This is a genomic window from Streptomyces novaecaesareae (assembly GCF_000716875.1).
In the GTDB taxonomy this organism is placed as follows: domain Bacteria; phylum Actinomycetota; class Actinomycetes; order Streptomycetales; family Streptomycetaceae; genus Kitasatospora; species Kitasatospora novaecaesareae.
Genome location: NZ_JNWQ01000044.1, coordinates 31,330 through 57,109 on the forward strand (window position 1 = coordinate 31,330; position 25,780 = coordinate 57,109).

Sequence of the window (25,780 nt, forward strand, 5' to 3'; positions counted from 1 at the left end):
GGCTCAGGTGGCTCGGGTGGCTCAGGCGAACGAGTAGCCCCGCCAGGGCCGCCAGACCTCGTCCGCGTCGAAGCGGGAGAGGCCGAAGCCGGGCACCGGGAAGGACGCCCGGAAGCCGCGGGCCTGCTCGTACGCCTGGTCCAGCACGTCGTCCGGCAGCCCGTGGGCGACCGTCACGTGCGGGTGGTACGGGAAGGCCAGCTCGCGGGCCAGCGGGCCGGAGCGGATGTCCGCCTCCAGCAGCCGGCACTCCTGGGCGCCCTCCTCGACCCGGACGAACACCACCGGGGAGACCGGGCGGAAGGTCCCGCTGCCGCGCAGCAGCATCCGGAACGGCCGGTGCGCGGCCGCCACCGCCGCCAGGTGCTCCTCGATCTTAGGCAGCTCCTCGGCCGGCACCTCGGTCGGCGGCAGCAGGGTGACGTGCGTCGGTATCGACCGGGCCAGCGGATCGCCGTGCCCGGCGCGGGCGTCCTGGATCGCCGCGCCGTACGGGTCCGGAACGCTCACGGACACGCCGATGGTGAGCAGTTCGGGGAGCTGCTCACCATCGGGCAGGCGTGTGAGGGGCGTCACCGCTTGGCGGCCGGGAGGAAGCCGATCCGGTCGTACACCGTCTCCAGCGTCGCCGACGCCACCTCGCGGGCCTTGTCGGCGCCGAGCGCCAGCACCCGGTCCAGCTCGGCCGGGTCGTCCAGGAAGGCGCGGGTGCGCTCCTGGAAGGGGGTGACCCACTCGGTGAACAGCTCGGCCAGCTCGGTCTTCAGGGCGCCGTACATCTTGCCCTCGAAGTGCTCGACCAGCTGGTCGACCGACCGGCCGCTGAGCGCGGAGTGGATGCGCAGCAGGTTGGAGACGCCCGGCTTCCCCTCCTCGTCGTAGGAGACGACGGTGCCGGTGTCGGTGACGGCGCTCTTGAACTTCTTGGCGCTGACCTTCGGGTCGTCCAGCAGGCTCACCAGGCCCTTGGGCGAGGAGGCCGACTTGCTCATCTTGGCGCCCGGGTCCTGCAGGTCCTGGATCTTCGCCGTCTCCTTGAGGATGTACGGCTTCGGCACCGTGAAGGTGGGGCTGTAGCGGGAGTTGAAGCGCTCGGCGATGTCGCGGGTGATCTCCACGTGCTGGCGCTGGTCCTCGCCGACCGGGACGGCGTCCGCCTGGTAGAGCAGGATGTCCGCGATCTGGAGGATCGGGTAGGTGAACAGGCCGACCGTGGTGCTGTCGGCGCCGTACCGGGAGGACTTGTCCTTGAACTGGGTCATCCGGGAGGCCTCGCCGAAGCCGGTGAGGCAGTTCATCACCCAGCCGAGCTGCGCGTGCTCGGGCACGTGCGACTGGATGAAGAGCGTGCAGCGGTCAGGGTCCAGACCGGCGCCGAGCAGCTGCGCGGCCGAGATCCGGGTGTTCTCGCGCAGCGTCGCCGGGTCCTGCGGCACCGTGATCGCGTGCAGGTCGACGACCATGTAGAAGGCGTCGTTGTCGTTCTGCAGGTCGACCCACTGGCGCACCGCGCCCAGGTAGTTGCCGAGGTGGAACGAGCCGGAGGTGGGCTGGATGCCGGAGAGCACCCGGGGACGGTCCTTGACCGGACCAGTGACCGCTGCGTTGACCATACGGGCCATTGTTCCAGTTCCACCGGTCGCTCAGGAAACGTCTGCCCCCGGAGGTTCGGTCAGTGTGACCGCACTCACCCTCACCCGGGCGATCCGCCGGCCCTCGACCTTGGCCACCGTCAGCAGCACCCCGCCGCCGCCCTCCAGCGGGACGCGGACCTGGTCGCCGTCCCGGGGCAGCCTGCCGAGCGAGGCCACCAGGCAGCCGGCCACCGTCTCGTACGGGCCCTCGGGCAGGGTGACGCCGGTCTCCTCGGCGAAGTCGCCGAGGTTGAGCAGGCCGTCCAGCTCCATGCCGCCGCCGGCCAGTCGGCGGGTGGGGGCGGACTCCGGCCGGTCGTACTCGTCCCGGATCTCGCCGATCACCTCCTCGACCAGGTCCTCCAGGGTGACGATCCCGGCGGTGCCGCCGTACTCGTCCACCACGATGGCCAGGTGGTGGCCCTCGCGGCGCATCTCCCCCATCGCCTCCAGCACCCGCTTGGTGCCGGGCAGCAGCTTCACCGGGCGGGCCAGGTCACGGACCTTGGCGGCCTGCTCGCCACGCGCGCCGTACAGGTCGCGGACGTGGACGAAGCCGACCACCGCGTCGGCGCTGCCCTCGACCACCGGGTAGCGCGAGTGCGGGGAGGTGTCGGCCTGGTGCCGTACGGCGGCCAGCGGGCGCTCGGCGTCCAGGAAGGTCACCTCGGTGCGCGGGACCATCACCTCGCGCAGCTGGCGCTCCCCGGCGGCGAACACATCGGCGATCAACGCCCGTTCGTCGCTGCCCAGTTCGGTGTTGGTGGCGACCAGGCCGCGCAGTTCCTCGGAGCTCATCGAGCCGCGGCCGGCCGCCGGATCCCCGCCGAGCATGCGGACCATCAGATTGGTGGAGTGGCCGAGCAGCCAGATCACCGGGCGCAGCACGACCGACATCACGTCCACGACGGGGGCGGCGATGACGGCGATGGACTCGGCGCGCTGCAGGCCGATCCGCTTGGGCGTCAGCTCGCCGAGCACCAGCGAGACGTAGCTGATCACCAGGGTGAGGCCGACCAGCGCGAGCGCGTCGGCCACGCCCTCGGTCAGCCCCGCCCGGACGAACAGCGGGGCGACCTTGCCGGCCAGGGTGTCCGCACCGAAGGCGGCGGACAGGAAGCCCATGCAGGTCACCCCGACCTGCACGGCGGCCAGGAAGCGGTTCGGGTCGGCGGCCAGGTGCGCGGCCCGGGCCGAGCGCCGGGTGCCGCGCGCCTCCAACGTCCGGATCTGGCCCTCGCGCAGCGAGATCAGCGAGATCTCGGCGACGTTGAACAGCCCGCCCAGCAGGATGAAGACGAGGACGAGCGCGGCGTCCCCGAGGGTTTCGTTCACAGCGGGTCAGTGTAGGGCGGCCGGTGCGCGCAGGCGGGCCCCCGCCCCGAGGCGCCGCGTCGGAGCGCCGACCGTCGGCACCGGGCCCAGAGCGCCCCGGAGGCGAGCGGGCGAATCCCCGCCCCGAGCCGAAGGGGCGCGCCGGTGCCGAAAGGGAGAGCGCGAGGGAGCGACGCAGGAGCGAGGGAGCGCCGACCGTCGGCGCCGGGTCTGAGCGCCCCGGAGGCGAGCGGGCGAATTGCGACGGCCCGCCGCCCCTGGGGAGGGGCGGCGGGCCGTCGGAAGAGCCGGTGCGGGGTGGGCTCAGATGAGGCCCAGCTCCTGGACCGCGTCGCGCTCCTCGGTCAGCTCCTTGACCGAGGCGTCGATGCGGGCGCGCGAGAAGTCGGAGATCTCCAGGCCCTGGACGATCTCGAACTTGCCGTCCTTGGTGGTGACCGGGAAGGAAGAGATCAGGCCGGCCGGGACGCCGTAGGAGCCGTCGGAGACGACACCCATGGAGGTCCAGTCGCCCTCGGCGGTGCCGTTGACCCAGGTGTACACGTGGTCGATGGCGGCGTTGGCGGCCGAGGCGGCCGAGGAGGCGCCGCGGGCCTCGATGATGGCGGCGCCGCGCTTGGCGACGGTCGGGATGAAGTCCGACTCCAGCCAGGCCAGGTCGCTGCCGACGGCCTCGAAGGCCGGCTTGCCGGCGACCTCGGCCTGGAAGATGTCCGGGTACTGGGTCGCGGAGTGGTTGCCCCAGATGGTGACGCGCTTGATGTCGGAGACCAGGGCGCCGGTCTTGGCGGACAGCTGGCCGACGGCGCGGTTGTGGTCCAGGCGGGTCATCGCGGTGAAGCGCTCGGCCGGGACGTCCGGGGCGTTGCGCTGGGCGATCAGGGCGTTGGTGTTGGCCGGGTTGCCGACGACCAGGACCTTGATGTCGTCCGCGGCGTGGTCGTTGATGGCCTTGCCCTGCGGGCCGAAGATGCCGCCGTTGGCCTGCAGCAGGTCGCCGCGCTCCATGCCGGCGGTGCGCGGACGGGCGCCGACCAGCAGCGCGACGTTGGCGCCGTCGAAGGCCTCGGCCGGCTTGTCGGTGATGGTGATGTCACGCAGCAGCGGGAACGCGCAGTCGACGAGCTCCATCGCGGTGCCCTCGGCGGCCTTGAGGCCCTGCGGGATCTCCAGGAGGCGCAGGTTCACCGGCACGTCGGCACCGAGCAGGTGGCCCGAGGCGATGCGGAAGAGCAGCGCGTAGCCGATCTGGCCGGCCGCTCCGGTGATGGTGACGTTGACGGGGGTGCGGGTCATTTCTACCTTCTCCAGCAAATCGCCAGGTGCCCCAGGCACACCGGCGCACTGGAGCCGAGGATGGTCTCTCGACGTCGAGAGACCGGCGTCAGGTTATCGCAAAGGGAAGCGTACGCCGCGGGTTCCGGTCTGGCTGATGCGTCACAGACGCACCGCGGCCCCCGCCCGGGTTCGGGCGGGGGCCGCGGGAGGCCGGTCCGGTCAGTGCCTGGACCGGCCCATCAGCTGGCCGATGTTGTCGAGCAGCGGGATCTGCAGCCACGGGTTCGGCTGCGCGACCAGGGTCAGCAGCACGATCGACGCGCCCAGGAAGGTCAGCACGATCACGTCGGTGAAGCGGCTGCGCACCGCCAGCATCCCGACCTCGGGAATCACCAGGCGCAGCACCGCGCCCAGCAGCACGCCGCCGCCGAGGATCAGCAGCCCGTACTTGAAGCCGTCCTTGAAGTCGGCGAGCCAGGTGACCGCGAGGCCGGCGCCGACCACCAGCAGGACCAGCGTTATCGGCCACTGCCGCACCGGCAGGGCGTGGTCGCGTCCGAGGGCCGAGGCCGAACCCTCGGGCGGCAGGGTGCCGGTGGTCTTGACCGGCCTGCGCCGGGACCGCGCCGGTCGCGGTTCAGTCATGCTCGCCGTCCCTGGGGTGTCAGATGCCGGCGCGGCGCTCGGCCGCCTCGACGATGTTGTTGAGCAGCATCGCGCGGGTCATCGGGCCCACGCCGCCGGGGTTGGGGGAGATCCAGCCGGCCACCTCGGCCACGCCCGGGTGGACGTCGCCGACGATCTTGCCCTCGCTGCGGCTGACGCCCACGTCCAGCACCGCCGCGCCCGGCTTGACGTCCTCCGGCTTGACCAGGTGCGGCACGCCGGCGGCGGCCACGATGATGTCGGCCTTGCGCAGGTGGGCGCTGAGGTCCCGGGTGCCGGTGTGGCACAGGGTCACCGTGGCGTTCTCGCTGCGGCGGGTCAGCAGCAGGCCGATCGAGCGGCCGACGGTGATGCCGCGGCCGACCACGACCACCTCGGCGCCGTTGATCTCGACGTCGTGGCGGCGCAGCAGCTCGACGATGCCCAGCGGGGTGCAGGGCAGCGGGCCGTCGATGCCCAGGGCGAGCCGGCCCAGGGAGGTCGGGTGCAGGCCGTCCGCGTCCTTGTCCGGGTCCATCAGCTCCAGGACCGGGTTCTGGTCCAGGCCCTTGGGCAGCGGCAGCTGGACGATGTAGCCGGTGCAGGCCGGGTCGGCGTTGAGCTCGCGGACGACGTTCTCGACGTCCTCCTGGGTGGCGGTGGCGGGCAGCTCGCGCTGGATCGAGGCGATGCCGACCTCGGCGCAGTCCTTGTGCTTCCCGTTCACGTACCAGCGGCTGCCCGGGTCGTCGCCGACCAGGACGGTGCCGAGGCCGGGCGTGACGCCCTTCGCCTTGAGGACCGCCACGCGGGCGGCGAGTTCGGACTTGATCGCGGCGGCGGTGGCCTTGCCATCGAGAATCTGGGCAGTCATGACCCCATTCTCCCGGATCGCGGCCGGTCGCCGTACCACGGTCGGCGCGGAGACCGGACGGGTACGGAAGGTCGGGGCGACGTTGCGGTTGCGCCACAGTCTCGACCCGGCGCGGGAACCGGCTGGACAGGGCGCCGCCGTCCGGATCACGATAAGCGGGCATTCCCGCCGCGATCCGGCCCGGTGACGGGCCGACGGATCCCGCGGCGGGACGTACCCGGGGGAAAGAGCCAGTGATCCGACCACAGCAGACCGAGCAGCCCGCGCGCCGTCGCGGTGCCTTCACCGCGCCGCGTCCGTCCCGGCCCGGGCTCGCCTGTCCACCGCGCTGCTGAACCGGCCGCACCGCCCGTCACCGCCGCCGGGCTGTCACTGTGCCCGGATACCGTCCCGTTCCGTCGCCGACCCGACTCGCGACCGCAACCGGGGCCTCCGCCGTCCCGTCCCCGCGTCCCCGTAACTGCCCGGAGGCATCCATGAGTTACCCGCCCGACCCGAACAACCCGTACGGCCAGCCGCCGGCCGCCCCCGGCTACGGCTACCCGCAGCAGGCCCCGCCGGTCGCCTACGGCTACCCGCAGCAGGCCCCGGGCTACGGCTACCCGCCGGTGGCCCAGCCGCCGTCCATGCCGGGCCTGGTGATGACCACCCGGGTGCTGCTGTTCGTCGTGGGCGGTGTGCAGGTCCTGCTCGCGGGCTTCCTGATCATCGTCGCCGCGGGTGCCAAGAAGGTCGCCAACGAGCACAGCACGGGCAGCGACACCGCGATCTTCGGCAACGCCGCGGCCGGCGTGCTGCTGGTCCTCGGGGTCGTGTACCTGCTCGCCGCGGTGCTCTCCATCACGCTCGGCGCGAAGTTCGGCAAGGGCGGCCCGGCGACCCGGATCACCACCATCGTGTACGCCTCGATCGCCCTGCTGCTCGGCCTGCTCGTGCTGGCCGGCGCGGTCACCGGGAGCGCCCAGGCCAACGGCGCCGGGTTCGGTGTGATCGTCGGCGTGCTGTGGATCGCGATCTGCATCATCTGGATCGTCGCCATGAGCACCCGGGACGGCGTGGCCTGGTTCAACCGGCCGCGCTACTGACCGGTCCGCACCGGCAGGTCCGCACGGTACGACGGAGCGGCCCGGCTCCCTCCTCGGAGGGGACCGGGCCGCTCTGTCATGTCGTCATGCAGTCGGCGGGCTCAGTGTCAGTGGAAGAAGTGCCGCGCGCCGGTGAAGTACATGGTCACGCCCGCCTCGGCGGCCGCCGCGACGACCTCCTCGTCGCGGATCGAACCGCCGGGCTGGACGATGGCCCGGACCCCGGCCGCGATCAGGATCGCCGGGCCGTCCGCGAACGGGAAGAACGCGTCCGAGGCCGCGTACGCGCCCTTGGCCCGCTCCCCGGCCCGCTCGACCGCGAGCTTGCAGGAGTCGACCCGGTTGACCTGGCCCATGCCGACGCCGACCGAGGCGCCGTCCTTGGCCAGCAGGATCGCGTTGGACTTGACGGCCCGGCAGGCCCGCCAGGCGAAGGCCAGCTCGGCCAGATCGGCCTCGGAGAGCGCCTCACCGGTGGCGAGCGTCCAGTTCGCCGGGTCGTCGCCCTCGGCGTGCACCCGGTCCGCGTCCTGCAGCAGCACGCCGCCGGAGATCGGGCGCACCTCCTGGCGGTTGGCCGGGGCCTCGGGGGCGAGCAGCACCCGCAGGTTCTTCTTGCGGGTCAGCACCTCCAGGGCGCCCTCCTCGTAGCCGGGGGCCACGACGACCTCGGTGAAGATCGGGGCGATCTGCTCGGCCAGCGCGACGGTGACCGGGCGGTTGACGGCGATCACGCCGCCGTACGCGGAGACCGGGTCGCACTCGTGCGCCTTGCGGTGCGCCTCGGCGACGTCGGCGCCGGTCGCGATGCCGCACGGGTTGGCGTGCTTGATGATCGCGACGGCCGGCTCGGCGTGGTCGTACGCGGCGCGGCGGGCGGCGTCGGTGTCGACGTAGTTGTTGTACGACATCTCCTTGCCGTGCAGCTGCTGCGCGCCGGCCAGGCCGCCGGTGCCGTCGCTGTACAGCGCGGCGCCCTGGTGCGGGTTCTCGCCGTAGCGCAGCACGTTCTGCCGCTCCCAGGTTGCGCCCAGGAACTCGGGGAAGCTCGCGTCGCTCGGCGCGTAGCCGGCCTCGAACCAGGAGGCCACGGCCACGTCGTAGGCGGCGGTGTGGGCGAACGCGGCACCGGCCAGGCGCTTGCGGGTGGCCAGGTCGAAGCCGCCCTCACGGACGGCCGTCAGCACGTCGCCGTAGCGGGCCGGGTCGACCACGACGGCCACCGAGGGGTGGTTCTTGGCGGCGGCGCGGACCATGCTCGGGCCGCCGATGTCGATCTGCTCGACGCACTCGTCCGGGGTGGCGCCGGAGGCGACGGTGGCCTTGAACGGGTAGAGGTTCACCACGACCAGGTCGAAGGGCTCGACGCCCAGCTCGGCCAGCTGCGCGCGGTGCGACTCCAGGCGCAGGTCGGCCAGCACGCCGGCGTGCACGCGGGGGTGCAGGGTCTTCACCCGCCCGTCCAGGCACTCCGGGAAGCCGGTCAGCTCGGAGACCTCGGTGACCGGGACGCCGGCGGCGGCGATCCGGCCGGCGGTGGAGCCGGTGGAGACGATGGCGACACCGGCGGCGTGCAGGCCCTGGGCCAGCTCCTCCAGACCGGTCTTGTCGTACACGCTGATCAGCGCACGACGGATCGGACGGATGTTCTCCGAAACGGGGGGCGTGGTGGAGCTGGCACTCATGCCGGGATCCATACCTTTCGGTCCTCGATGCGGTGACCTTCGCGGGCCAGTCGGCCCACGACGTCGACGAGCAGCTTGCGCTCGACAGTCTTGATGCGCTCGTGCAGCGCTTCGCCGCCATCGGCGTGGTCGGCGTCGACGACCTCGACGACGCCCTGCGCGATGATCGGCCCGGTGTCCACGCCGGCGTCGACCAGGTGGACGGTGCAGCCGGTGACCTTCACGCCGTACGCGAGCGCGTCGGTGACGCCGTGGGCACCGGGGAAGGACGGCAGCAGTGCGGGGTGGGTGTTGACGATCCGCCCGGCGAAGGCGGCGATGAACTCGGGGCCGAGGATCTTCATGAAACCGGCCGTGACCACCAGGTCCGGCTCGTACTCGGCGACCGAGGCGGTCAGCGCGCGGTCCCAGGCGGCGCGGTCCCGGTGGTCCTTCACCCGGTGCACGAAGGTCGGCAGGCCCGCCGTCACGGCGCGCTCCAGGCCGGCGATCCCGTCCCGGTCGGCGCCCACGGCGAGGATCTCGGCGCCGTACGCCGGGTCCGCGACGGCCTCGATCAGCGCCTGCAGGTTGGTGCCGGAGCCGGAGACCAGCACCACCAGGCGGGCCGGTCCGGGCGTACGGGGCGGGAAGTGCTGGGCGGGGGCGGCGGCCACTGCGCGAGTCTCCGTAGGTCGGGCGCCGTCCGCTGGTACGTCCACCGGCGGTGGGGCCACTACGAACGGCAGGTCGAGCGAGGGGGAACACCAGGAGAACCCGCCGCGACGCGGGCCCCGGGAACCGATGTGAGCTGCTGACCGTCACCACGATAACGGCTGGTCGGACGGCCTCCGAACCCTCCCGGTGGCGCTACGCGCGTAGTTGAGACGGGGATCTCTTCGGGCCCGCCGCACCGCAGTTGCACCCGCGGCCCACGGGCCCCACCGGGCTCTGGGCGCGGGCCGCCGATGGGCCGAGGAACGACTGCGGGATCATTGGGGAGCGCGGGAGACCGCGACGACCGAGTCCCGACCGACAAGGATTGGCTGAACCCATGAGCAGCGGCGACGACACCGGCGAGCGCAACCCCTTCGCGCCGCCGCCGGCGGATGCCCCGGACCAGCCGTGGCAGCCGCGCAGCCCCTGGACCGGCGAGGGCCAGGACGGCACCGGCGGCCAGGGGGGCGAGCGCCCGCAGCTCCCGCCGCCGTGGGGCTCCGGCCAGGGGGACGGCCGTCCCGGCCAGCGGCCGCCGGCCCCGCAGCCGCCCCGGCTCGACCCCGCGAACCCGGCCCACCGCCGCGCCCGCAACGCCGCGCTGGCCGGGCCGTTCGCGCTGGTCTGCCTGTTCGCGGGCTTCCACTGGATCGCCCTGCTCGTCGGGGCGCTCGGCATCGTCTGGGGCATCGGCGCCCTGCGCAGCCCCCGGCCCACCTCCGCCCCCGCCGTGACCATCGGTTCGGCCGGCCCGGTCGGCCCGGCCCGGCCGGCTCCCGGGGCCGCGGCGCCGAACCCGCTCACCCCGGCCGCGCTCGCCGGGATCCTGACCGGCGCGATGACCGTCGTGGTCGCCACCTCGGTGATCGGCCTCGGGTACCACTACCGCGACTACGTCACCTGCGTGCAGGACTCGCTGACCGCCGTCGGCGCCGAGAACTGCGACCGGTACGCACCGCAGTGGTACGTGGACTTCACCGGGAACACCGAGTAGCCGCCGCACGCTCCCCCGGCGGCCCTCCGCCCGCCCTCCGTCAGTCGCTCGGATCCCCGGCGTCCGGGCCCCGGCCCGCGCGGAACGGCCCGGACAGCCGCAACACGAGGGTGTACGTACCGGCGCGCAGCGCCAGTGCGCTCCGGCGCGCCTGCCACCCGAGCCGGGCGTACGCGCCCCGGCCGTCCGCTGGTCCGAGCGTCGGCTGCCCGGCCGGGGCGAGCCCGCGGTGCCGTACCAGCAGGGCGCCCGGCACCGCCACCAGCGCGAGCCAGCCCGCCGCCGCCAGGCCCGTCCACCACGGCACCGGCCCCAGCCAGGCCATCCGCCCGCCCGCCAGCGCCCCACCCGACAACCAGCCCAGCAGGACCGCCCCCGCCCCGAGCGACAGCGCCGCCGCCAGGGCGGCCGTCGCCGTCGCGGCGGGCGACCAGGGCTCGGGCCCGAGCCCGTCCCCGCCCCCGACGGCCGGGCTCCGCAGACCCGCCGCCGCGCGGCCCAGCAGCGCCGCCGGCACCACGCCCGCCAGCAGCGGCAGCGCCAGCGCCGCCAGCCGCCACCCGCCCGGGCCGTCGGCCGGCAGCAGGGCGAACAGCGGGAACTCCGGCACCGGGCCCAGCACGGCACCGCCCGGCGACACCACCGTCCCGGTCCCCACCACGAACCCGGGGCCCAGGGCGTACGCCGCGCCCCACAGCACCGCGTTCGGCAGCAGCACCAGCGCGAGCAGCAGCAGCCCCAGCAGCGCGGCCGGCCCGCGCCCGAGCAGTGCCATCCCGCGCCCGCCGCCGGTCACCGCGTCCGACAGCGCCGACACCACCACCAGCAGCCCGCCCGCCGCGACCAGCCCGGCCCCGGCCGCCAGCGCCGCGGCCCGCACCACCGGCGCACCGCCGGCCGGCCGGTACGGCGGCGGGAGGCGGTCCAGCGGGGAGGCGGCCGGCTCGTCGACCCCCGGGGACTCCGCCGAGCGGACCCCGGCGGCCGTCGCCAGGGCCGCCACCAGCGCCACCACCAGCACATCCAGCAGCACCCTGCTGCGGAACAGCCCACCCGCACAGTGCAGCGCCACCACGACGGCCACCGCGCAGTAGCCCGCCCACAGCGCCACCGGGCCGCCCCAGCGCGAACGCAGCCCGCGCCGTGCCGCCACCCCGGCGCCCGCCCGGTGGAGCCGGACCACGGCCAGGGCACCGAACAGCAGCGGAGTGACGGTCAGCGGGGCGTCCGCGTCCCCGCGCAGCACCGGCGCGCCGTGCCCGAGCAGCCAGAGCACCCCCGCCAACCGGGTGGCGGCGGCCGCACCGTCGTCCGCGTACGGCGTCACCACCCAGAGCCCGAGCACTGGCACCCCGACCACCGCAAGCCCGACCAGCGCCGCCCGTACACCCGCCAACAGGTCGGCCAGCGCGGGGCGTCCGCCCAATTCGCCCGGCGCCTCCAGGATCGGACGGCCCATCAGCTGCGTCATGCGCCTCATGGTGCCAAGGCGACTCGCCATGCTCCGTGAAGCGGCAAACCGCCGCCGTGTCCCAGATTATTGGCTTATGCGCATTTTCAGACCCTGCCCCCAAGCCGCCGGCGCCCCGGCCCGGAGCGTCTGATGGCCACGCCGCCCACCGCCGACTCCCCCACGGCCGGCTCCCCCACCCCCAAGTGCCACCGCACCCCCGCCCACGCCGACCACGCCGACCGCGCCGACCGCGCCGACCGCGACGCGGCCCACCTGCTGCGGAAACTGACCCCCCGTGAGGCCCAGGCTCTCGCCCACCTCGCCGCCGGGCACGACCTCCCGCACACCGCCGCCGCCCTCGGCATCACCCCCGCCACCGCCCGCAGCTACCTCAGCCGCGCCATGCGCAAGCTCGGCACACCCACCGAGGCCGACGCCGTCACCCTCGCCGCGGGCACCCTGCCGCACCCGCCGGCCGCCACGGTGGTGAACTTCGTCGGCCTCACCCCGGCCTCCCTCGGACCCGCCGCAGCCGACGGCCGACGGGCGACCGCCCCCGACAGCGGGTCCGTACGAGCGGACGGGGCGCAGGCCGACAGCGGGCGCGGGCAGGCGGCGCCCAGCCCTGCGGACTCGGCCGAGCACGACGGCGGGCCGCAGGCCGCCCCGACCGCGCGCAGGAGGCGGCGCCGCTCGGCTGCTGCCAGGGACGACGCACCGGCCCGGGCGGCGGACGACGACACGGCGGGCGGGGCTCAGGCCTCCCCCGCCACGAACGGGAAACGGCGCTCCCCCGGCCCCGGGCGCGCGCTTCCCCCCGACGGAGGACGCCCGCAGGCGGGCCATGCGGGCGGGGTGGAGCGTGGCGACGTGGCTGCGGAGGAACGGGCCGCCACCATGGCGGAGGGGTCGCAGCACTCCTCCGGCGGTGGGCGGGCGCAGGTGACGCCCGCGGGCACGGAGGCGCGTGGCGACACGGCGCCTGCGGCCCCGGATTCCACGACGGAGAGCGGGAGTCGGCAGCCCGCGGGCACGGAAGGGTACGGCACCATGGCGCAGCTGGCTCCGGCCGCACGAGCCGCAGGCGAGCGTCACGAGTCGGCGCCCCCGGCCCCGGCCGGCCGCCCGGCGGGAAGTTTCGAGGAGCTGTACGAGTCGGCGCACACCCGTCTGGTGCAGCAGGTGTTCCTGCTGACCGCCTGCCGGCACCGGGCGGTGCACTGCGTGCGGCTGGCGTTCGGGGAGGCCCGGCGGGGCTGGCGGGCGGTGGCCGGGTCGGGGGATCCGGAGGGGTGGGTGCGGGTGCGGGCGTGCGAGTTGGCGCTGTCGCCGTGGCACCGGGCCGGGCCACGGCGGGCGCACGCGTGGGGTCTTCCGCACCGGCGGATCAAGGTGCGGCCGGCGGACGAGGCGCAGGCGGTGCTGCCGGACCACGACCGGCTGACCGACCGGGACCGGGCACTGCTGAAGGCCCTGCGGCGGTTGTCCCGGCCGCAGCGGCGGGCCCTGGTGCTGCACGACGGTCTTGGCCTGCCGGCGGCCGCGATCGCGGTGGAGGTGGAGTCGACGCGGGCGGCGGCCGAGGGCCGGGTGTGGACGGCCCGGGCCGCGCTGGCGCGGTCGGTGCCGGAGCTGGTGGGGCCCGATCCGGCGGCGCCGGGGTTCGCGGACGGGCTGAGCCGGCTGCTGCACCGGGCGGCGGTGCGCGGCTGCCCGGAGCCGCACCGGGCGCCGGTGCCGGTGCTGCGGGCCCGGCACCGGTTGTGGACGGCGAGCCGGACGGGCGCGGCGGCACTGCTGACGGCGGCGGTGGGCGGGGCGACGCTGGCGACGCTGGCGGGGGTGCGGCCGGCGGTGGTGTTCGGGCCGCCGGCCCCGCCGCCGCCCTCGCTGTGCCTGCCCGCGGCCGAGACGGAGGAGCCGGCCGTACCGCTGGCGCCGGGCGGCGCGCCGAGCGGCATCACCAGCCTGTGGTGCAGCCCGGCACCGGGGCTGGAGGCGGTGCTGGTGGAGCCGCACGCGCAGGCGGTCGCCCGGTGGGAGCTGCCGCCGGCGGCGCGGGGCGCGGGCGCCCCGCCGCCGCAGGGGCCGACGGTCTGCCGGATGTGGTCGCCGCTGCCCTGCACGACGGGGCCCAAGGGACACTGAAAGAGCGAGAGCGCCCCCGCCCGGAGGGGCGGGGGCGCTCGTCATGCGCGGGGCGGGGATCAGGCCTTGGCGGCGATGATCTCGCGGGCCAGGCGGGCGGTCTCGGACGGCGTCTTGCCGACCTTGACACCGGCGGCCTCAAGGGCCTCCTTCTTCGCCTGGGCGGTGCCCGAGGAGCCGGAGACGATGGCGCCGGCGTGGCCCATGGTCTTGCCCTCGGGGGCGGTGAAGCCCGCGACGTAGCCGACGACCGGCTTGGTGACGTGCTCGGCGATGTAGGCCGCGGCACGCTCCTCGGCGTCGCCACCGATCTCACCGATCATGACGATGATCTCGGTCTCCGGGTCCTCCTGGAAGGCCTTGAGGGCGTCGATGTGGGTGGTCCCGATGACCGGGTCACCGCCGATGCCCACGGCCGAGGAGAAGCCGATGTCGCGCAGCTCGTACATGAGCTGGTAGGTCAGGGTGCCCGACTTCGAGACCAGACCGATCTTGCCGGCGGCGGTGATGTCGGCCGGGATGATGCCGGCGTTCGACTGTCCGGGGCTGATCAGGCCGGGGCAGTTCGGGCCGATGATCCGGGTCTTGTTGCCCTTCGAACCGGCGTAGGCCCAGAAGGCGGCGGTGTCGTGCACCGGGACGCCCTCGGTGATGACGACGGCCAGGCCGATCTCGGCGTCGATGGCCTCGATGACGGCGGCCTTGGTGAACGCCGGCGGCACGAAGAGGACGGAGACGTCGGCCCCGGTCTTCTCCATCGCCTCGGCGACGGAGCCGAAGACCGGGATCTCGGTGCCGTCGACGTCGACCGTGGTGCCGGCCTTGCGCGGGTTGACACCGCCGACGATCTGGGTGCCGGAGGCGAGCATGCGGCGGGTGTGCTTCATGCCCTCGGCGCCGGTCATGCCCTGGACGATGACCTTGCTGTCCTTGGTAAGGAAGATAGCCATGGTGTTAAGTCCCCTTCCTTACTTGTTGGCCAGCTCGGCGGCGCGGTCAGCGGCGCCGTCCATGGTGTCCACGCGCTGGACCAGCGGGTGGTTGGCGTCGTCGAGGATCTTGCGACCCAGCTCCGCGTTGTTGCCGTCCAGGCGGACGACGAGCGGCTTGGTGACGTTCTCGCCCTTGCTCGCGAGGAGCTCCAGGGCCTGCACGATGCCGTTGGCGACCGCGTCGCACGCGGTGATGCCGCCGAAGACGTTGACGAAGACCGACTTGACGTCGGGGTCGCCCAGGATGATCTCCAGGCCGTTCGCCATGACCTCGGCGGAGGCGCCGCCACCGATGTCGAGGAAGTTGGCGGGCTTGACGCCGCCGTGGCTCTCGCCCGCGTAGGCGACCACGTCGAGGGTGCTCATGACGAGACCCGCGCCGTTGCCGATGATGCCGACCTGGCCGTCGAGCTTGACGTAGTTCAGGCCCTTGGCCTTGGCGGCGGCCTCCAGCGGGTTGGCCGCGGCCTTGTCCTCCAGGGCCTCGTGCTCGGCCTGGCGGAACTCGGCGTTCTCGTCCAGGGAGACCTTGCCGTCGAGCGCGATGATCTTGCCGTCACCGGACTTGATCAGCGGGTTGACCTCGACGAGGAGGGCGTCCTCCTTGATGAAGACGGTCCACAGCTTCTGCAGGACCTCGGCGACCTGGTCGGCGACCTCGGCCGGGAACTTCGCCGCGGCGACGATCTCGGCGGCCTTCTCCGGGGTGCAGCCCTCGTTGGCGTCGACCGGGATCTTGGCGAGCGCGTCGGGGTTCTCCTCGGCGACGACCTCGATCTCCACGCCGCCCTCGACGCTGGCCATGGCCAGGAAGGTGCGGTTGGTGCGGTCCAGCAGGAACGAGACGTAGTACTCGTCCTTGATGTCGGCGGTCTGGGCGAGCATCACCTTGTGAACGGTGTGGCCCTTGATGTCCATGCCGAGGATCTGCTCGGCCTTGACGACGGCGTCGGCCGGGTCGGCGGCGAGCTTCACGCCACCGGCCTTGCCACGGCCACCCACCTTCACCTGAGCCTTGACGACGGCGCGGCCGCCGAAGCGCTCCGCGATGGCGGCAGCGTCTGCGGCGGTCTCGATGACATCGCCGTCAAGCACGGGCACGCCGTGCTTGGCGAAGAGGTCCCTCGCCTGGTACTCGAACAGGTCCACGTGTTTGTCCTTGTTCGTGGTCGCGGATTGTGTCTCTACGAGCGTGCCACGGCAGGATCTTCGCTGCGGGTCGTCGGGGCGGTGCGGGTACGCAGAGATACGGCCTTGCGGCCCACACAGCCACGGGCGCACACGTCAATCAACACGCGCGTCACGTCCGTCTGGCAGGTTATCCCCGTGGGACGGGCGTGTTCCGCCCGGGGCCTGCCCGTCTTGGGTGAGAACCGTCACAGAATGCCCCTGGCCTCCGGGCGAACGTCCGATCCACCGATCGGGTGAATTGACCCTTCCGGGTGAGACCGTCACACGCCCTGGTCCACCCCCTTGACCAGGTGCTGCGGGATCGGGCGCTTCTCGATGGCCGCCGCCATGATCCCGGGGAAGGCGTCCGGGGTGCAGGCGAAGGCCGGCGCGCCGAGGGCGGCCAGGGCGGCGGCGTGCGCGTGGTCGTAGGCGGGCGCACCTTCGTCGGAGAGCGCGAGCAGGGCGATGAACTGGACGCCCGCCGCCTTCATCGCGGCGACCCGCTTGAGCATGCCGTCCCGGATCCCGCCCTCGTACAGGTCGCTGATCAGCACCACGACGGTCTCGGACGGGCGGGTGATCTTCGACTGGCAGTAGGCGAGCGCGCGGTTGATGTCGGTGCCGCCGCCGAGCTGGGTGGCGAACAGGACGTCCACCGGGTCGGTGAGCTGCTCGGTGAGGTCGACCACCGAGGTGTCGAAGACGACCAGCCTGGTGTCCAGGGTGCGCATCGAGGCGAGCACCGCGCCGAAGACCGCCGAGTGCACGACCGAGGGCGCCATCGAACCGGACTGGTCGATGCAGAGGATGACGTCCTTCTTCACGGCCCGTTGGGCGCGGGCGTAGCCGACCAGCCGCTCGGGGACGACCGTGCCGTGCTCGGGCAGGTAGTTCCGCAGGTTCGCCCGGATCGTCCGGTCCCAGTCGATGTCGCGGTGCCGGGGCCGGTTGACCTTGGCGCTGCGGTCGAGGGCGCCGCCGAGGGTGGCCCGGGTGCGGTCGGCGAGCCGGCGCTCCAGGTCGGCGACGACCTTGCCGACCACGGCCCGGGCGGTCTCCCGGGTCGTCTCGGGAAGCGCGTGCTTGAGCGAGAGCAGGGTGCCGACCAGGTGGACGTCCGGTTCGACGGCCTCCAGCATCTCCGGCTCCAGGAGCAGCCGGTCCAGGCCGAGCCGGGTGATCGCGTCCTGCTGCATCAGCTGGACGACGGTGGACGGGAAGTACTCGCGGATGTCGCCCAGCCAGCGGGCCACCTGCGGGGCCGAGCCGCCCAGCCCGGCGCTGCGGCGGCCGCCGCGGGCCGCCCGGGCGCCCTCCTCGGGCGCGCCCCGGTAGAGCGCGGCGAGGGCGCCGTCCATCGCGGCGTCCCGCCCGCGCAGGGTGCAGCCGGTGCCGTCGGCCTCGCCGCCGAGCACCAGCCGCCAGCGGCGGAGCCGCTCGTCGGTCGTGGGCGCTGCCATCTCGTCCTCCTTCGGGGGGGGTCAGCCTGGGGTGTCAGGTGTTGCGGCCGGTGGCCTGTCGGGGGATCGTCGGTCGGGCGCCGAGCAGCAGAGCCACCACGGGGACGGCGGCGTCGGCCCGGGCCCGGTCCAGCTCGCGCGCCGGGGCGCGGTCCGCCGGGGGCTCGCCGAGCGGGCCGGCCGCGACCCGGCCGCCGATGCCAGTGCGCACGCCCGCCTCCAACCCGGCGAAGGTGCGGCGCAGCAGGGGCAGGACGTCGGTGAAGACCTCGCCGCTCACCGCCGTCAGCCACTCGTCCAGCAGGGCCAGCAGCCGGGGGTCGTGCAGCAGCAGGGCGCCGCCGCCGGTGAGGAAGCCCTCGACCCAGCCGGCCGCGTCCGCCGGGGCGCCGGCGGTGGACAGGACCAGTCGCAGTCGGCGGCCGGCCTCCTCGGTGTCGAGCCGGCCGTCGTCCAGCAGCAGTCGGACGGCCCGGCCGCGGAGCAGGCCGGGGGCGCCGGTGGCCGGCCCGCCGGAGGGCTCGCGGCGGGCGAGCGAGCGCAGCGCGGCGGCCCAGCGGTCGGCCAGGCCGGGCGGGCCGCCGGGGGCGTCGAGGGCGTCCGGGCCGCCGGGGGCGCCGAGGGCGTCCAGGCCGCCGGGGGCGTCGGGGGCATCGGGTTGCGGTGCTCCGGCGGAGGCCAGCAGGCCGATCGCGCCGTGCACCTCGTCCAGGCGGCCGCGCATCGTCGCCGCGCTCTCGGCGTCCAGCCCGACGCAGGCGGGCGGCAGTCCGACGCAGATCCGCTCGGCCAGGCCCGTCGCCGCCTCGGCGAGCGCGCCGTGGTCGGTGCCGCGCACGTCGCCGTAGCGCAGCGCGCGGACCAGCGCGGGCAGCGCGCCGGCCAGGTGCGCGACGTCGGTGTCCAGGGCCGCGCAGTCGGCGAGCACCCGCATCACGGCGGGCAGCGCGCCGGACAGCCCGGCCAGCAGGCAGGTCTCCACCAGGCCGGTCAGCTCGGCGAGTTCGACGGCGGCGCGGGCGGCACCGACCGCCTTGCCAACGGCCGCCTCCTCCACCGTGGTGCCCCACCGGGCGGCCTCGGCGATCCGGACCGCGAACTCCGGCTGCCAGCACAGCCGCCAGCTCTCCCGGAAGGTCCCGGTCGAGTTGACCGAGGAACGGGCGGGCACGCCCCAGTCCACGCCCAGCAGCCGCAGCCGGTGCAGCAGCCGGGAGCGGGCCGCGTCGGTCTCCTTGCGCAGGTCGAGGTCGACGTCCTTCGGTGCGGCGTCGGGCTTGAGCCGCAGCGAGCGCTGCAGCCGGGCGAGGTCGCGCTGCAGCGGCACGGCCGGCGCGGAGTCCGGGACCTCGCCCAGTTCGTCGCCGACGACCAGGCGGTCCCGGACGAGCTCCAGGGCGACGTCGGACCCCTCGCAGAGGACCGCGCGGACGGCGTCCAGGGTCTCGGTCAGCCCGGCGAGCGGGCGGCCGCGCAGGACGGCCAGGGTCTCGGCGAGCCGGACCGCCTCGATGACGTGCGCGGAGGAGACCGGGTGGTCCTCGGCCCGCAGGAGCTCGGCGGCCCGGGTGAGCCAGCGCGGCACCGGATCGCCGTCGGTGGTGAAGAGGTGGTGGTACCAGCCGGGCGACTGCACGCCCGCGCCGTAACCGGTGGACTGGGCGAGCCGGCGGTGCGTCCACGGCACCCAGGTGATGTCCGTGCGCACCTTCTTCGGCAGCCCGGCGAGCAGCGCCCGGTCGTGCGCGACGGTGGGCATCCGCTCCAGCGCGGGGACGTGGAAGGCGCCGCAGACCACGGCGATCCGGCGGTGCCCGGCGCGGCGGGCGGCGCGGATCTGCTGGCGCATGTGCGCTTCGCGCAGGCGGTCCCGGCGGGACTCGGCGAGGCCCTCGGCGCGCAGGGCGCCCATCGCCTCGGCGACGGCGGCGAACGGCGCCAGCGCGTCGGTGCCGGGCGCGCGGTGCTCGACCACGTCCTCCCACCAGCGTTCCGGGTCGTCGTGCCCGGCCGCCTCGGCGAGCAGCGCCAGCGGGTCGGCGGGCGATTCGGGGCCGTCGGCGGCGTCGGAGCCGGTGCCGTCGGCGGCGTCGGAGCCAGTGCCGTCCTCGGAGCCGGTGGCGTTCTCCGGAGCGGGCGCGAAGCCGTACCCGGCGGGCAGGTCGATGAAGCGGACCGGCAGGTCGTGCTCCACGGCGTGCCGGATCGCCACCCACTCCGGGGAGAACTCGGCGTACGGCCAGAAGCCGGCCTTCGCCGGATCGTCCACCGCGTGGGCGAGCAGCGCGACCGGCGGCACCAGGGCCTTCTCGGCGGCCAGGTGGACGATGCCGTCGGCCTCCGGCGGGCCCTCGACCAGCACCGCGTCCGGCTGCCACTGCGCCAGGGCGGCGGCCACCGCCCGGGCCGAGCCGGGGCCGTGGTGGCGGATGCCGAGGAGGGCGACCTCAGCCTCGGTCATGCCGTCACCTCGCGGGCGGCCCGGTAGAAGTCCTTCCAGCCGTCGCGCTCGCGCACCACCCCTTCGAGGTACTCGCGCCAGACCGCCTGGTCCGCCACCGGGTCGCGGACGACCGCGCCGAGGATGCCGGCCGTGACGTCCCCGGCGCGCAGCACGCCGTCGCCGAAGTGGGTGGCCAGGGCCATGCCGTTGGTCACCACCGAGATCGCCTCCGCGGTGGAGAGGGTGCCGCTCGGGGTCTTGACCTTCGTCCGGCCGTCCGTGGTGATCCCGGCCCGCAGCTCGCGGAAGACCGTCACCACCCGCCTGATCTCCTCGGCGCCGCCGGGCAGTTCGGGCAGTTCCAGGGAGCGGCCGAGCTGGCCGACCCGGCGGGTGACGATGTCGACCTCCTCCTCCAGCGAGCCCGGCAGCGGCAGCACCACGGTGTTGAAGCGGCGGCGCAGCGCGCTGGACAGCTCGTTGACGCCGCGGTCGCGGTCGTTGGCGGTGGCGATCACGTTGAAGCCGCGCACGGCCTGCGTCTCGGAGCCCAACTCCGGTACCGGGAGCGTCTTCTCGGACAGGATGGTGATCAGACTGTCCTGTACGTCGGCCGGGATGCGGGTCAGCTCCTCGACCCGGGCGATCTTGCCCTCGGCCATCGCCCGCATCAGCGGGGAGGGCACCAGCGCGTCCCGGCTCGGCCCGTCGGTGAGCAGCCGGGCGTAGTTCCAGCCGTACCGGACGGCCTCCTCGGGGGTGCCGGCGGTGCCCTGCACCAGCATCGTCGAGTCGCCGCTGATCGCGGCGGCCAGGTGCTCGGACACCCAGGTCTTCGCGGTGCCGGGCACGCCGAGCAGCAGCAGCGCGCGGTCCGTCGCCAGGGTCGTCACGGCGACCTCGACCACCCGGCGGGGGCCGATGTACTTGGGGGTGATCCGGGTGCCGTCGGCCAGTTCGCCGCCGAGCAGGTACGTCGCCACGGCCCACGGCGAGAGCTTCCAGCGCTCGGGGCGCGGACGGTCGTCCTGCGCGGCCAGCGCGGCCAGTTCACCGGCGAAGGCGTCCTCGGCGTGCTGCCGCAGAACGTCGGTCATGGGGGCTCCTTCGGGTCGGCCGCCGGGTACACGGGTGCCCGGGCGGCAGGATGATCGGGGGGAGCCAGGTCGGCGTCCCGGCCTGTGGGAACCACCCTGCACCGAGCCACTGACAGTTCGGCGAACGCACGTACGGCCGTCCCGGACGGGCAGTCAGCGACTGTCAGTGCCGCCGCCTACGGTCGGTCGCATGGAGGAACGCTGGAGCACCGAACACGTCCTGTCCCTGGCACCTGACGCCGCGTCGCAGAAGGCCGCGGGCAAGCTCTCCGCGCCCGCGCCGTGGTCCGGCACCGGCACCGACGGCACCGCGGTGTGGGGCGAGTGCAAGGGCAGCGGCCGTACGCCGTACCGCACCGTGGTCGAACTCGCCACGCCCGCCTACCAGTGCAGCTGCCCCAGCCGGAAGTTCCCGTGCAAGCACGCGCTCGGGCTCCTCCTGCTGTGGAGCGGCACCCCGGCAGCCGTCCCGGCCGCCGAACCCGCCGACTGGGCGGCCGACTGGCTCAAGGGCCGCCAGGAGCGCGCCGAGAAGCGCACGGCGCCCCCGGCCGACCCGGAGGCCGCCCGCCGCCGGGCCGAGGCACGCGGCGCCCGGGTCGCGGCCGGCGCGGCCGAGCTGCGGCTGCGCCTCGCCGACCGGATCCGGCACGGCCTGGCCGACCAGTCCACCGCCGGCCCCTGGGAGGAGGTCGCCGCCCGGATGGTCGACGCACAGGCCCCCGGACTGGCCACCCGCGTACGGGAGTTGGACACCACCCCGCAGGAGCGGCTGCTGGAGGAGTACGCGATGCTCCACCTGCTCGCCACCGCCGCCACCCGGGTCGACGAGCTGCCGCCCGAGCTGGCCGCGACCGTCCGCGCCCGGGTCGGCTACACCCGGGACTCCAACGAGGTGCTGGCCGGCCCGACCGTCCGCGACCGCTGGCTGGTGCTCGGCAGCCGCACAGTGCCGATGGAAGGGGGCTCGGACGAACGACTCACCACCCGCCGGGTCTGGCTGCGCGGCGCCAAGACCGGCCGCCCGGCGCTGCTGCTCGCCTTCGGCCGCCCCGGCCAGGCCCCCGACCTCGCCCTGCCCACCGGCCACCTGCTGGAGGCCGAACTCGCCTACCACCCCGGCGCCCGCCCGCTGCGCGCCACGCTCGGCGACCGCTACGGCGCCCCCGAGGCCGGGCCGGCCGCCCCGCCCGCCGGGCTCACCGTCGCCGAGGCGGTGGCCGGCTACGGCACCGCCGTCGCCGACGACCCGTGGCTGGAGAGCTGGCCCACCGTCCTCACCGGCGTCGTCCCGGTCCGCACCCCGGACGGCTGGCACCTGACGGACGGCCACCACACCGTGCCGGTCCGCGCCTCGGCCGTCCCGGAAGCGGCGCTCTGGCGTCTGGCCGCGGTCTCCACCGGCCGCCCGCTGACGGTCTTCGGCGAGTACGGCCACCAGGGCTTCGCCCCGGTCACCGCCTGGCCCGAGGGCCACCGGCCGGTAGGCCTCACCAATTCCTAGGAGCACCGAGAATGACGATCACCCAGGACCCATGGGAGAGCCTGCACACCAGCGCCCTGCTCGGCACCGACCGCCGCCCGCTGCGGGCCGCCGCCCTACCGTTCGCCGAGGCCGTGGACCAGGCCGACCCGGCCACCGCCCTGCTGGAGCTGGCCGCCCTCGCCACCGTCCGCCGCCGGGCCGGCGCGCTGCCCGTACCGGCGGCCGGACCGCCCGGCCCGGCCGCGCCCGAGGACGCCCGCCCGGAGCTGCCCGAGCCGGCCGCCCGCCGACTGGCCGTCCTGCTGGCCGGCCGGGCCGGCGGCAGCGGCGGCACCCTGGCCAACCTGGCCGAGCTGCTGCCGCAGTGGCTCGCCACCGCCCGCGCGCGGGGCCTGCGGCCGCCCGCCGCGCTGATACCCGGCCTGCTCGACGCGGCCCGCGCACGCAGCGAACTACGCACCGACGCCGTCGCGTTGGCCGGTCCGCTGGGCCGCTGGCTGGCCGAGCAGAACCCGGACTGGCGGTTCGTGCTGCGCACCACCACCCAGGAGGCGGCGCAGCGGCCGGACGCCCCCGTCGACCACCACCTGTGGCACGAGGGCCTGTTCGCCGAGCGCGTCACCCACCTCACGCTGCTGCGCCGCAGCGACCCGGCCGCCGGCCTGGAGCTGCTGCGCAGCACCTGGCCCACCGAGCGCGCCGAGGACCGCCTGCTCTTCCTGGACGCCCTGCAGGACGGCCTCTCCCCCGCCGACGAGCCGTTCCTGGAGGCCGCCCTCGGCGACCGCAGCAAGAACGTCCGCGCCACCGCCGCCGAACTGCTCTCCACCCTGCCCGGCTCCGCGCTGGCCCGCCGGATGGCCGAGCGGGCCCGGGCCGCCGTCCGCCTCGCCGAGGCGGGCACGCATCTGCTGGTCACCCCGCCCGCCGAGTGCGACGCCGCCATGCAGCGCGACGGCATCGCCCCCAAGTCGCCCACCGGGCGCGGCGAACGGGCCTGGTGGTTCGGCGAGGTGGTGGCCGCGGCACCGCTCTCGCTCTGGCCGGAGAGCACCGGCCTGCCGCCGGAGGAGCTGCTCGCCCTGCGGGTCGGCGACAGCCTCGACGAGACCAGCAGCAGCTGGGCCGACGACCTACGGGAGGCCTGGGCGCGCGCCGCCGTCCGCCAACACGACGCCGACTGGGCCCGGGCGCTGCTCGGCCCCGCCCCCGTGCCGCCCACCCGCGGCGCCGGCCGGGCCCGCGCCCCGCGCGCCACCGGCGCCCCGGCCAAGCTGCTGGCCGTCCTCCCGCCCGGGGAGCGGGCCGCCTGGACGGCCGCCTTCATCGAGGTGCACGGGCTGGGCGAGGCGTTCCAGCTGCTCGGCGCCTGCGCCACCCCGTGGACTCCGCCGCTGTCCACCGCCGTGGTGACGGCGCTGGCCCGGGCCGCCGCCTCCGGCGCGTACCCGTGGAGCCACAGCGGGGTGCTCGGGATGACGGAACGCGCGCTCGCCCCGGAGGCGGCCGCCGCGGTGGAGGAGCTGGCCGCCGGGGCCGCCCCGGACTCCGCCTGGGCGGAGACCTTCGGCCGGCTGGCCGGCACCCTGCGCTTCCGGGCCGCGATGCTCGCGGAGCTGGCGGGCTGACGCAGGGCTGGAACCGGGCTGGGACCGGGCGGCCGGGCCGGCGTCAAAGGATCGGAACCGGATACGGCGGAGCGGGCCGGCCCCCGGGGGACCGGCCCGCTCCGCCGTACCGGAAGTCAGCTCGCCCGAAGGTTGGCCTCGACCCAGGCGACCACGTCCCGGGTCGGCGTGCCCGGGGTGAAGATGTCCGCGACGCCCATCGCCTTCAGCTCGGCGATGTCCTCGTCCGGGATGATCCCCCCGCAGAAGACCTTGATGTCCTCCGCGTCACGCTCCTTCAGCAGCTCCAGCACCCGCGCGCAGAGCGTCATGTGGGCGCCGGAGAGGATCGACAGCCCGATGCCGTCCGCGTCCTCCTGGATCGCGGTGTCGACGACCTGCTCGGGCGTCTGGTGCAGGCCGGTGTAGATGACCTCCATACCGGCGTCGCGCAGGGCACGCGCAATGACCTTGGCGCCACGGTCGTGACCGTCGAGCCCCGGCTTGGCGACCACCACACGGATCGGCCCCGACACACTCATCACTGCCTCCTGGACGTCGTCGTCCACCACCCGGCCAGGCCTTGTGGGCCACGGGCGCGGTTAACGGTCAATAACCAACCTGAGGGGAGGTTAGCGCCACCCGGCCCGCTTGACCGTTCCGCCTCCCAAGAGGAGGGCAAAGTCACAGCTCCAGGCCTTGCTACCAGCGGGTACACCCGTCCGTTCCGCGACCTCCGCACAGACCGCCCGGCCGACCCCTTGACAACCGGCGGTTTTTCCGGGGCGTCGGCCGTGCGGCTACAGTCACGGCTGTTCTCCCCTCGCCTTTCCCCTCGCCCGACGACGCGCCCGAGGCCCACCGAGGAGGCAGCCCCCGATGGCTCCCGAAGCAGCCGCCCGCCCGACCCGTGCGGAGCTGCGCCTCGCCGCCCGTGAGCAGTCCCGCGCCCAGCGCCGCGGCGCCGCCAAGGCGGCCACCCGGACGGCGCTGCTGCGGATCGCACTGCCGTCGGTGGCCGCGCTCGGGGTCGCCGCGGCGGCGGCGATCACGGTGCAGGGGGAGGCCGACCAGCAGCGGGCCGAGGCCGCCGGACGGGTGCCGCCGCAGTCCGCCGGCGCCCCGGACGGCACGACCGCCAGGACGGCGGCCCAGCAGGTGGCCGCGGCCGGCGGCCAGGCCCAGGCCTCGCGCGGGGACGCCCGCCAGCCGCTGGCCGGCGCCCAGCCCACCGACGCCCCGACCGCGCAGCCCACCGCCGAGCCGACACCCGAACCGGTGAAGCCCAAGGTGGTCATGCCGGTCGCGCAGCACGGCCTCGGCGAGCTGTTCGGCGAGGCCGGCACCCACTGGGCCAACCGCCACACCGGCATCGACTTCCCGGTGGACGGCGGCACCCAGGTCATGGCCGTCACCGACGGCACGATCCGCACCCAGTGGAACCCGTTCTACGGCTACATGTCGATACTCAAGATGCCCGACGGCACCGAGGCCTGGTACTGCCACCTGCGGGCGTACAAGGTCCGCAAGGGGCCGGTGAAGCAGGGCGACGTGATCGCCTTCGTCGGCAGCAGCGGCAACAGCACCGGGCCGCACCTGCACTTCGAGATCCGGCCCGCCAACGGCAGCGGGCCGGTCGACCCGCTGCCGTGGTTCCTGGCCAACGGCCTGGACCCCCGCTAGAGCCGCAGCTCC

General features: G+C 74.8%; 21 protein-coding genes. 6 read left to right on the forward strand and 15 right to left on the reverse strand.

Annotation, left to right across the window (positions count from 1 at the left end; genetic code table 11):
• Positions 1 to 21: 21 nt before the first annotated feature.
• The 6 genes from OP86_RS18500 to OP86_RS18525 form a co-directional block, all read right to left on the reverse strand.
• A complete protein-coding gene (locus OP86_RS18500) occupies positions 22 to 510 on the reverse strand; it encodes a 2'-5' RNA ligase family protein (RefSeq protein WP_234435038.1) in 489 nt (162 codons plus the stop codon).
• A gap of 62 nt (positions 511 to 572) precedes the next feature.
• Positions 573 to 1,613, reverse strand: coding sequence for a tryptophan--tRNA ligase (gene trpS / locus OP86_RS18505; RefSeq protein WP_030059147.1), 1,041 nt, complete (start codon positions 1,611 to 1,613; stop codon positions 573 to 575).
• Positions 1,614 to 1,643: 30 nt separating this feature from the next.
• Entirely contained in the window at positions 1,644 to 2,969 is a 1,326-nt protein-coding gene (locus OP86_RS18510; RefSeq protein WP_030059149.1) for a hemolysin family protein, read from the reverse strand.
• A gap of 303 nt (positions 2,970 to 3,272) precedes the next feature.
• Positions 3,273 to 4,265 (reverse strand): malate dehydrogenase, encoded by a 993-nt coding sequence (locus tag OP86_RS18515; protein ID WP_030059150.1) that lies wholly within the window; start codon positions 4,263 to 4,265, stop codon positions 3,273 to 3,275.
• A 201-nt stretch (positions 4,266 to 4,466) separates the two neighbouring features.
• Positions 4,467 to 4,892, reverse strand: coding sequence for a DUF3017 domain-containing protein (locus tag OP86_RS18520; protein WP_051830239.1), 426 nt, complete (start codon positions 4,890 to 4,892; stop codon positions 4,467 to 4,469).
• 19 nt (positions 4,893 to 4,911) lie between these two features.
• Positions 4,912 to 5,766, reverse strand: coding sequence for a bifunctional methylenetetrahydrofolate dehydrogenase/methenyltetrahydrofolate cyclohydrolase (locus tag OP86_RS18525; RefSeq protein ID WP_030059152.1), 855 nt, complete (start codon positions 5,764 to 5,766; stop codon positions 4,912 to 4,914).
• Positions 5,767 to 6,242: 476 nt separating this feature from the next.
• On the opposite strand from OP86_RS18525, the gene OP86_RS18530 reads away from it, so the two are divergent.
• Positions 6,243 to 6,851 (forward strand): hypothetical protein, encoded by a 609-nt coding sequence (locus tag OP86_RS18530; protein ID WP_030259459.1) that lies wholly within the window; start codon positions 6,243 to 6,245, stop codon positions 6,849 to 6,851.
• A gap of 107 nt (positions 6,852 to 6,958) precedes the next feature.
• On the opposite strand, the gene purH is transcribed toward OP86_RS18530, so the two are convergent.
• Positions 6,959 to 8,536, reverse strand: coding sequence for a bifunctional phosphoribosylaminoimidazolecarboxamide formyltransferase/IMP cyclohydrolase (purH, locus tag OP86_RS18535; protein WP_030059154.1), 1,578 nt, complete (start codon positions 8,534 to 8,536; stop codon positions 6,959 to 6,961).
• Complete coding sequence (gene purN / locus OP86_RS18540; protein WP_030059155.1) at positions 8,533 to 9,192, reverse strand: phosphoribosylglycinamide formyltransferase; 660 nt, start codon at positions 9,190 to 9,192, stop codon at positions 8,533 to 8,535. The genes purH and purN overlap by 4 nt, the downstream gene beginning before the upstream one ends.
• 377 nt (positions 9,193 to 9,569) lie before the next feature.
• On the opposite strand from purN, the gene OP86_RS18545 reads away from it, so the two are divergent.
• Positions 9,570 to 10,226: a hypothetical protein gene (locus tag OP86_RS18545; RefSeq protein ID WP_051830240.1), complete on the forward strand. Its 657-nt coding sequence runs from the start codon at positions 9,570 to 9,572 to the stop codon at positions 10,224 to 10,226.
• A gap of 40 nt (positions 10,227 to 10,266) precedes the next feature.
• Here OP86_RS18545 and OP86_RS18550 read toward each other — a convergent pair whose 3' ends face one another.
• A complete protein-coding gene (locus OP86_RS18550) occupies positions 10,267 to 11,697 on the reverse strand; it encodes a cell division protein PerM (RefSeq protein WP_051830241.1) in 1,431 nt (476 codons plus the stop codon).
• Positions 11,698 to 11,829: 132 nt separating this feature from the next.
• On the opposite strand from OP86_RS18550, the gene OP86_RS33645 reads away from it, so the two are divergent.
• Entirely contained in the window at positions 11,830 to 13,827 is a 1,998-nt protein-coding gene (locus OP86_RS33645) for a sigma factor-like helix-turn-helix DNA-binding protein (RefSeq protein ID WP_051830242.1), read from the forward strand.
• A gap of 59 nt (positions 13,828 to 13,886) precedes the next feature.
• Here OP86_RS33645 and sucD read toward each other — a convergent pair whose 3' ends face one another.
• From sucD to OP86_RS18580, 5 genes are all read right to left on the reverse strand, one after another.
• The gene (gene sucD / locus OP86_RS18560; protein ID WP_030059163.1) at positions 13,887 to 14,777 is read right to left on the reverse strand and encodes a succinate--CoA ligase subunit alpha; all 891 of its coding nucleotides are present in this window, start codon (positions 14,775 to 14,777) and stop codon (positions 13,887 to 13,889) included.
• A gap of 18 nt (positions 14,778 to 14,795) precedes the next feature.
• On the reverse strand, positions 14,796 to 15,968 hold the full coding sequence (gene sucC / locus OP86_RS18565) for an ADP-forming succinate--CoA ligase subunit beta (protein WP_030059165.1): 1,173 nt from the start codon (positions 15,966 to 15,968) through the stop codon (positions 14,796 to 14,798).
• A gap of 302 nt (positions 15,969 to 16,270) precedes the next feature.
• On the reverse strand, positions 16,271 to 17,452 hold the full coding sequence (locus tag OP86_RS18570; RefSeq protein ID WP_051830243.1) for a VWA domain-containing protein: 1,182 nt from the start codon (positions 17,450 to 17,452) through the stop codon (positions 16,271 to 16,273).
• A gap of 34 nt (positions 17,453 to 17,486) precedes the next feature.
• Positions 17,487 to 19,913: a DUF5682 family protein gene (locus OP86_RS18575; protein WP_030259472.1), complete on the reverse strand. Its 2,427-nt coding sequence runs from the start codon at positions 19,911 to 19,913 to the stop codon at positions 17,487 to 17,489.
• Positions 19,910 to 20,992, reverse strand: coding sequence for an ATP-binding protein (locus OP86_RS18580; protein WP_030259474.1), 1,083 nt, complete (start codon positions 20,990 to 20,992; stop codon positions 19,910 to 19,912). The genes OP86_RS18575 and OP86_RS18580 overlap by 4 nt, the downstream gene beginning before the upstream one ends.
• Before the next feature lie 190 nt (positions 20,993 to 21,182).
• Between OP86_RS18580 and OP86_RS18585 the strand changes: the two genes are divergently transcribed.
• Both OP86_RS18585 and OP86_RS18590 read left to right on the forward strand, forming a co-directional pair.
• Positions 21,183 to 22,496, forward strand: a complete 1,314-nt coding sequence (locus tag OP86_RS18585) for an SWIM zinc finger family protein (RefSeq protein ID WP_030259476.1) — start codon at positions 21,183 to 21,185, stop codon at positions 22,494 to 22,496.
• A gap of 11 nt (positions 22,497 to 22,507) precedes the next feature.
• Complete coding sequence (locus tag OP86_RS18590; RefSeq protein ID WP_030259479.1) at positions 22,508 to 24,106, forward strand: DUF5691 domain-containing protein; 1,599 nt, start codon at positions 22,508 to 22,510, stop codon at positions 24,104 to 24,106.
• 116 nt (positions 24,107 to 24,222) lie between these two features.
• Here the strand turns inward: OP86_RS18590 and icmB are convergent, their stop codons facing one another.
• On the reverse strand, positions 24,223 to 24,627 hold the full coding sequence (gene icmB, locus OP86_RS18595; protein WP_030059180.1) for a coenzyme B12-dependent isobutyryl CoA mutase small subunit: 405 nt from the start codon (positions 24,625 to 24,627) through the stop codon (positions 24,223 to 24,225).
• A 337-nt stretch (positions 24,628 to 24,964) separates the two neighbouring features.
• On the opposite strand from icmB, the gene OP86_RS38830 reads away from it, so the two are divergent.
• Positions 24,965 to 25,768 (forward strand): M23 family metallopeptidase, encoded by an 804-nt coding sequence (locus OP86_RS38830; protein ID WP_051830244.1) that lies wholly within the window; start codon positions 24,965 to 24,967, stop codon positions 25,766 to 25,768.
• The last annotated feature ends 12 nt before the right edge of the window (positions 25,769 to 25,780 follow it).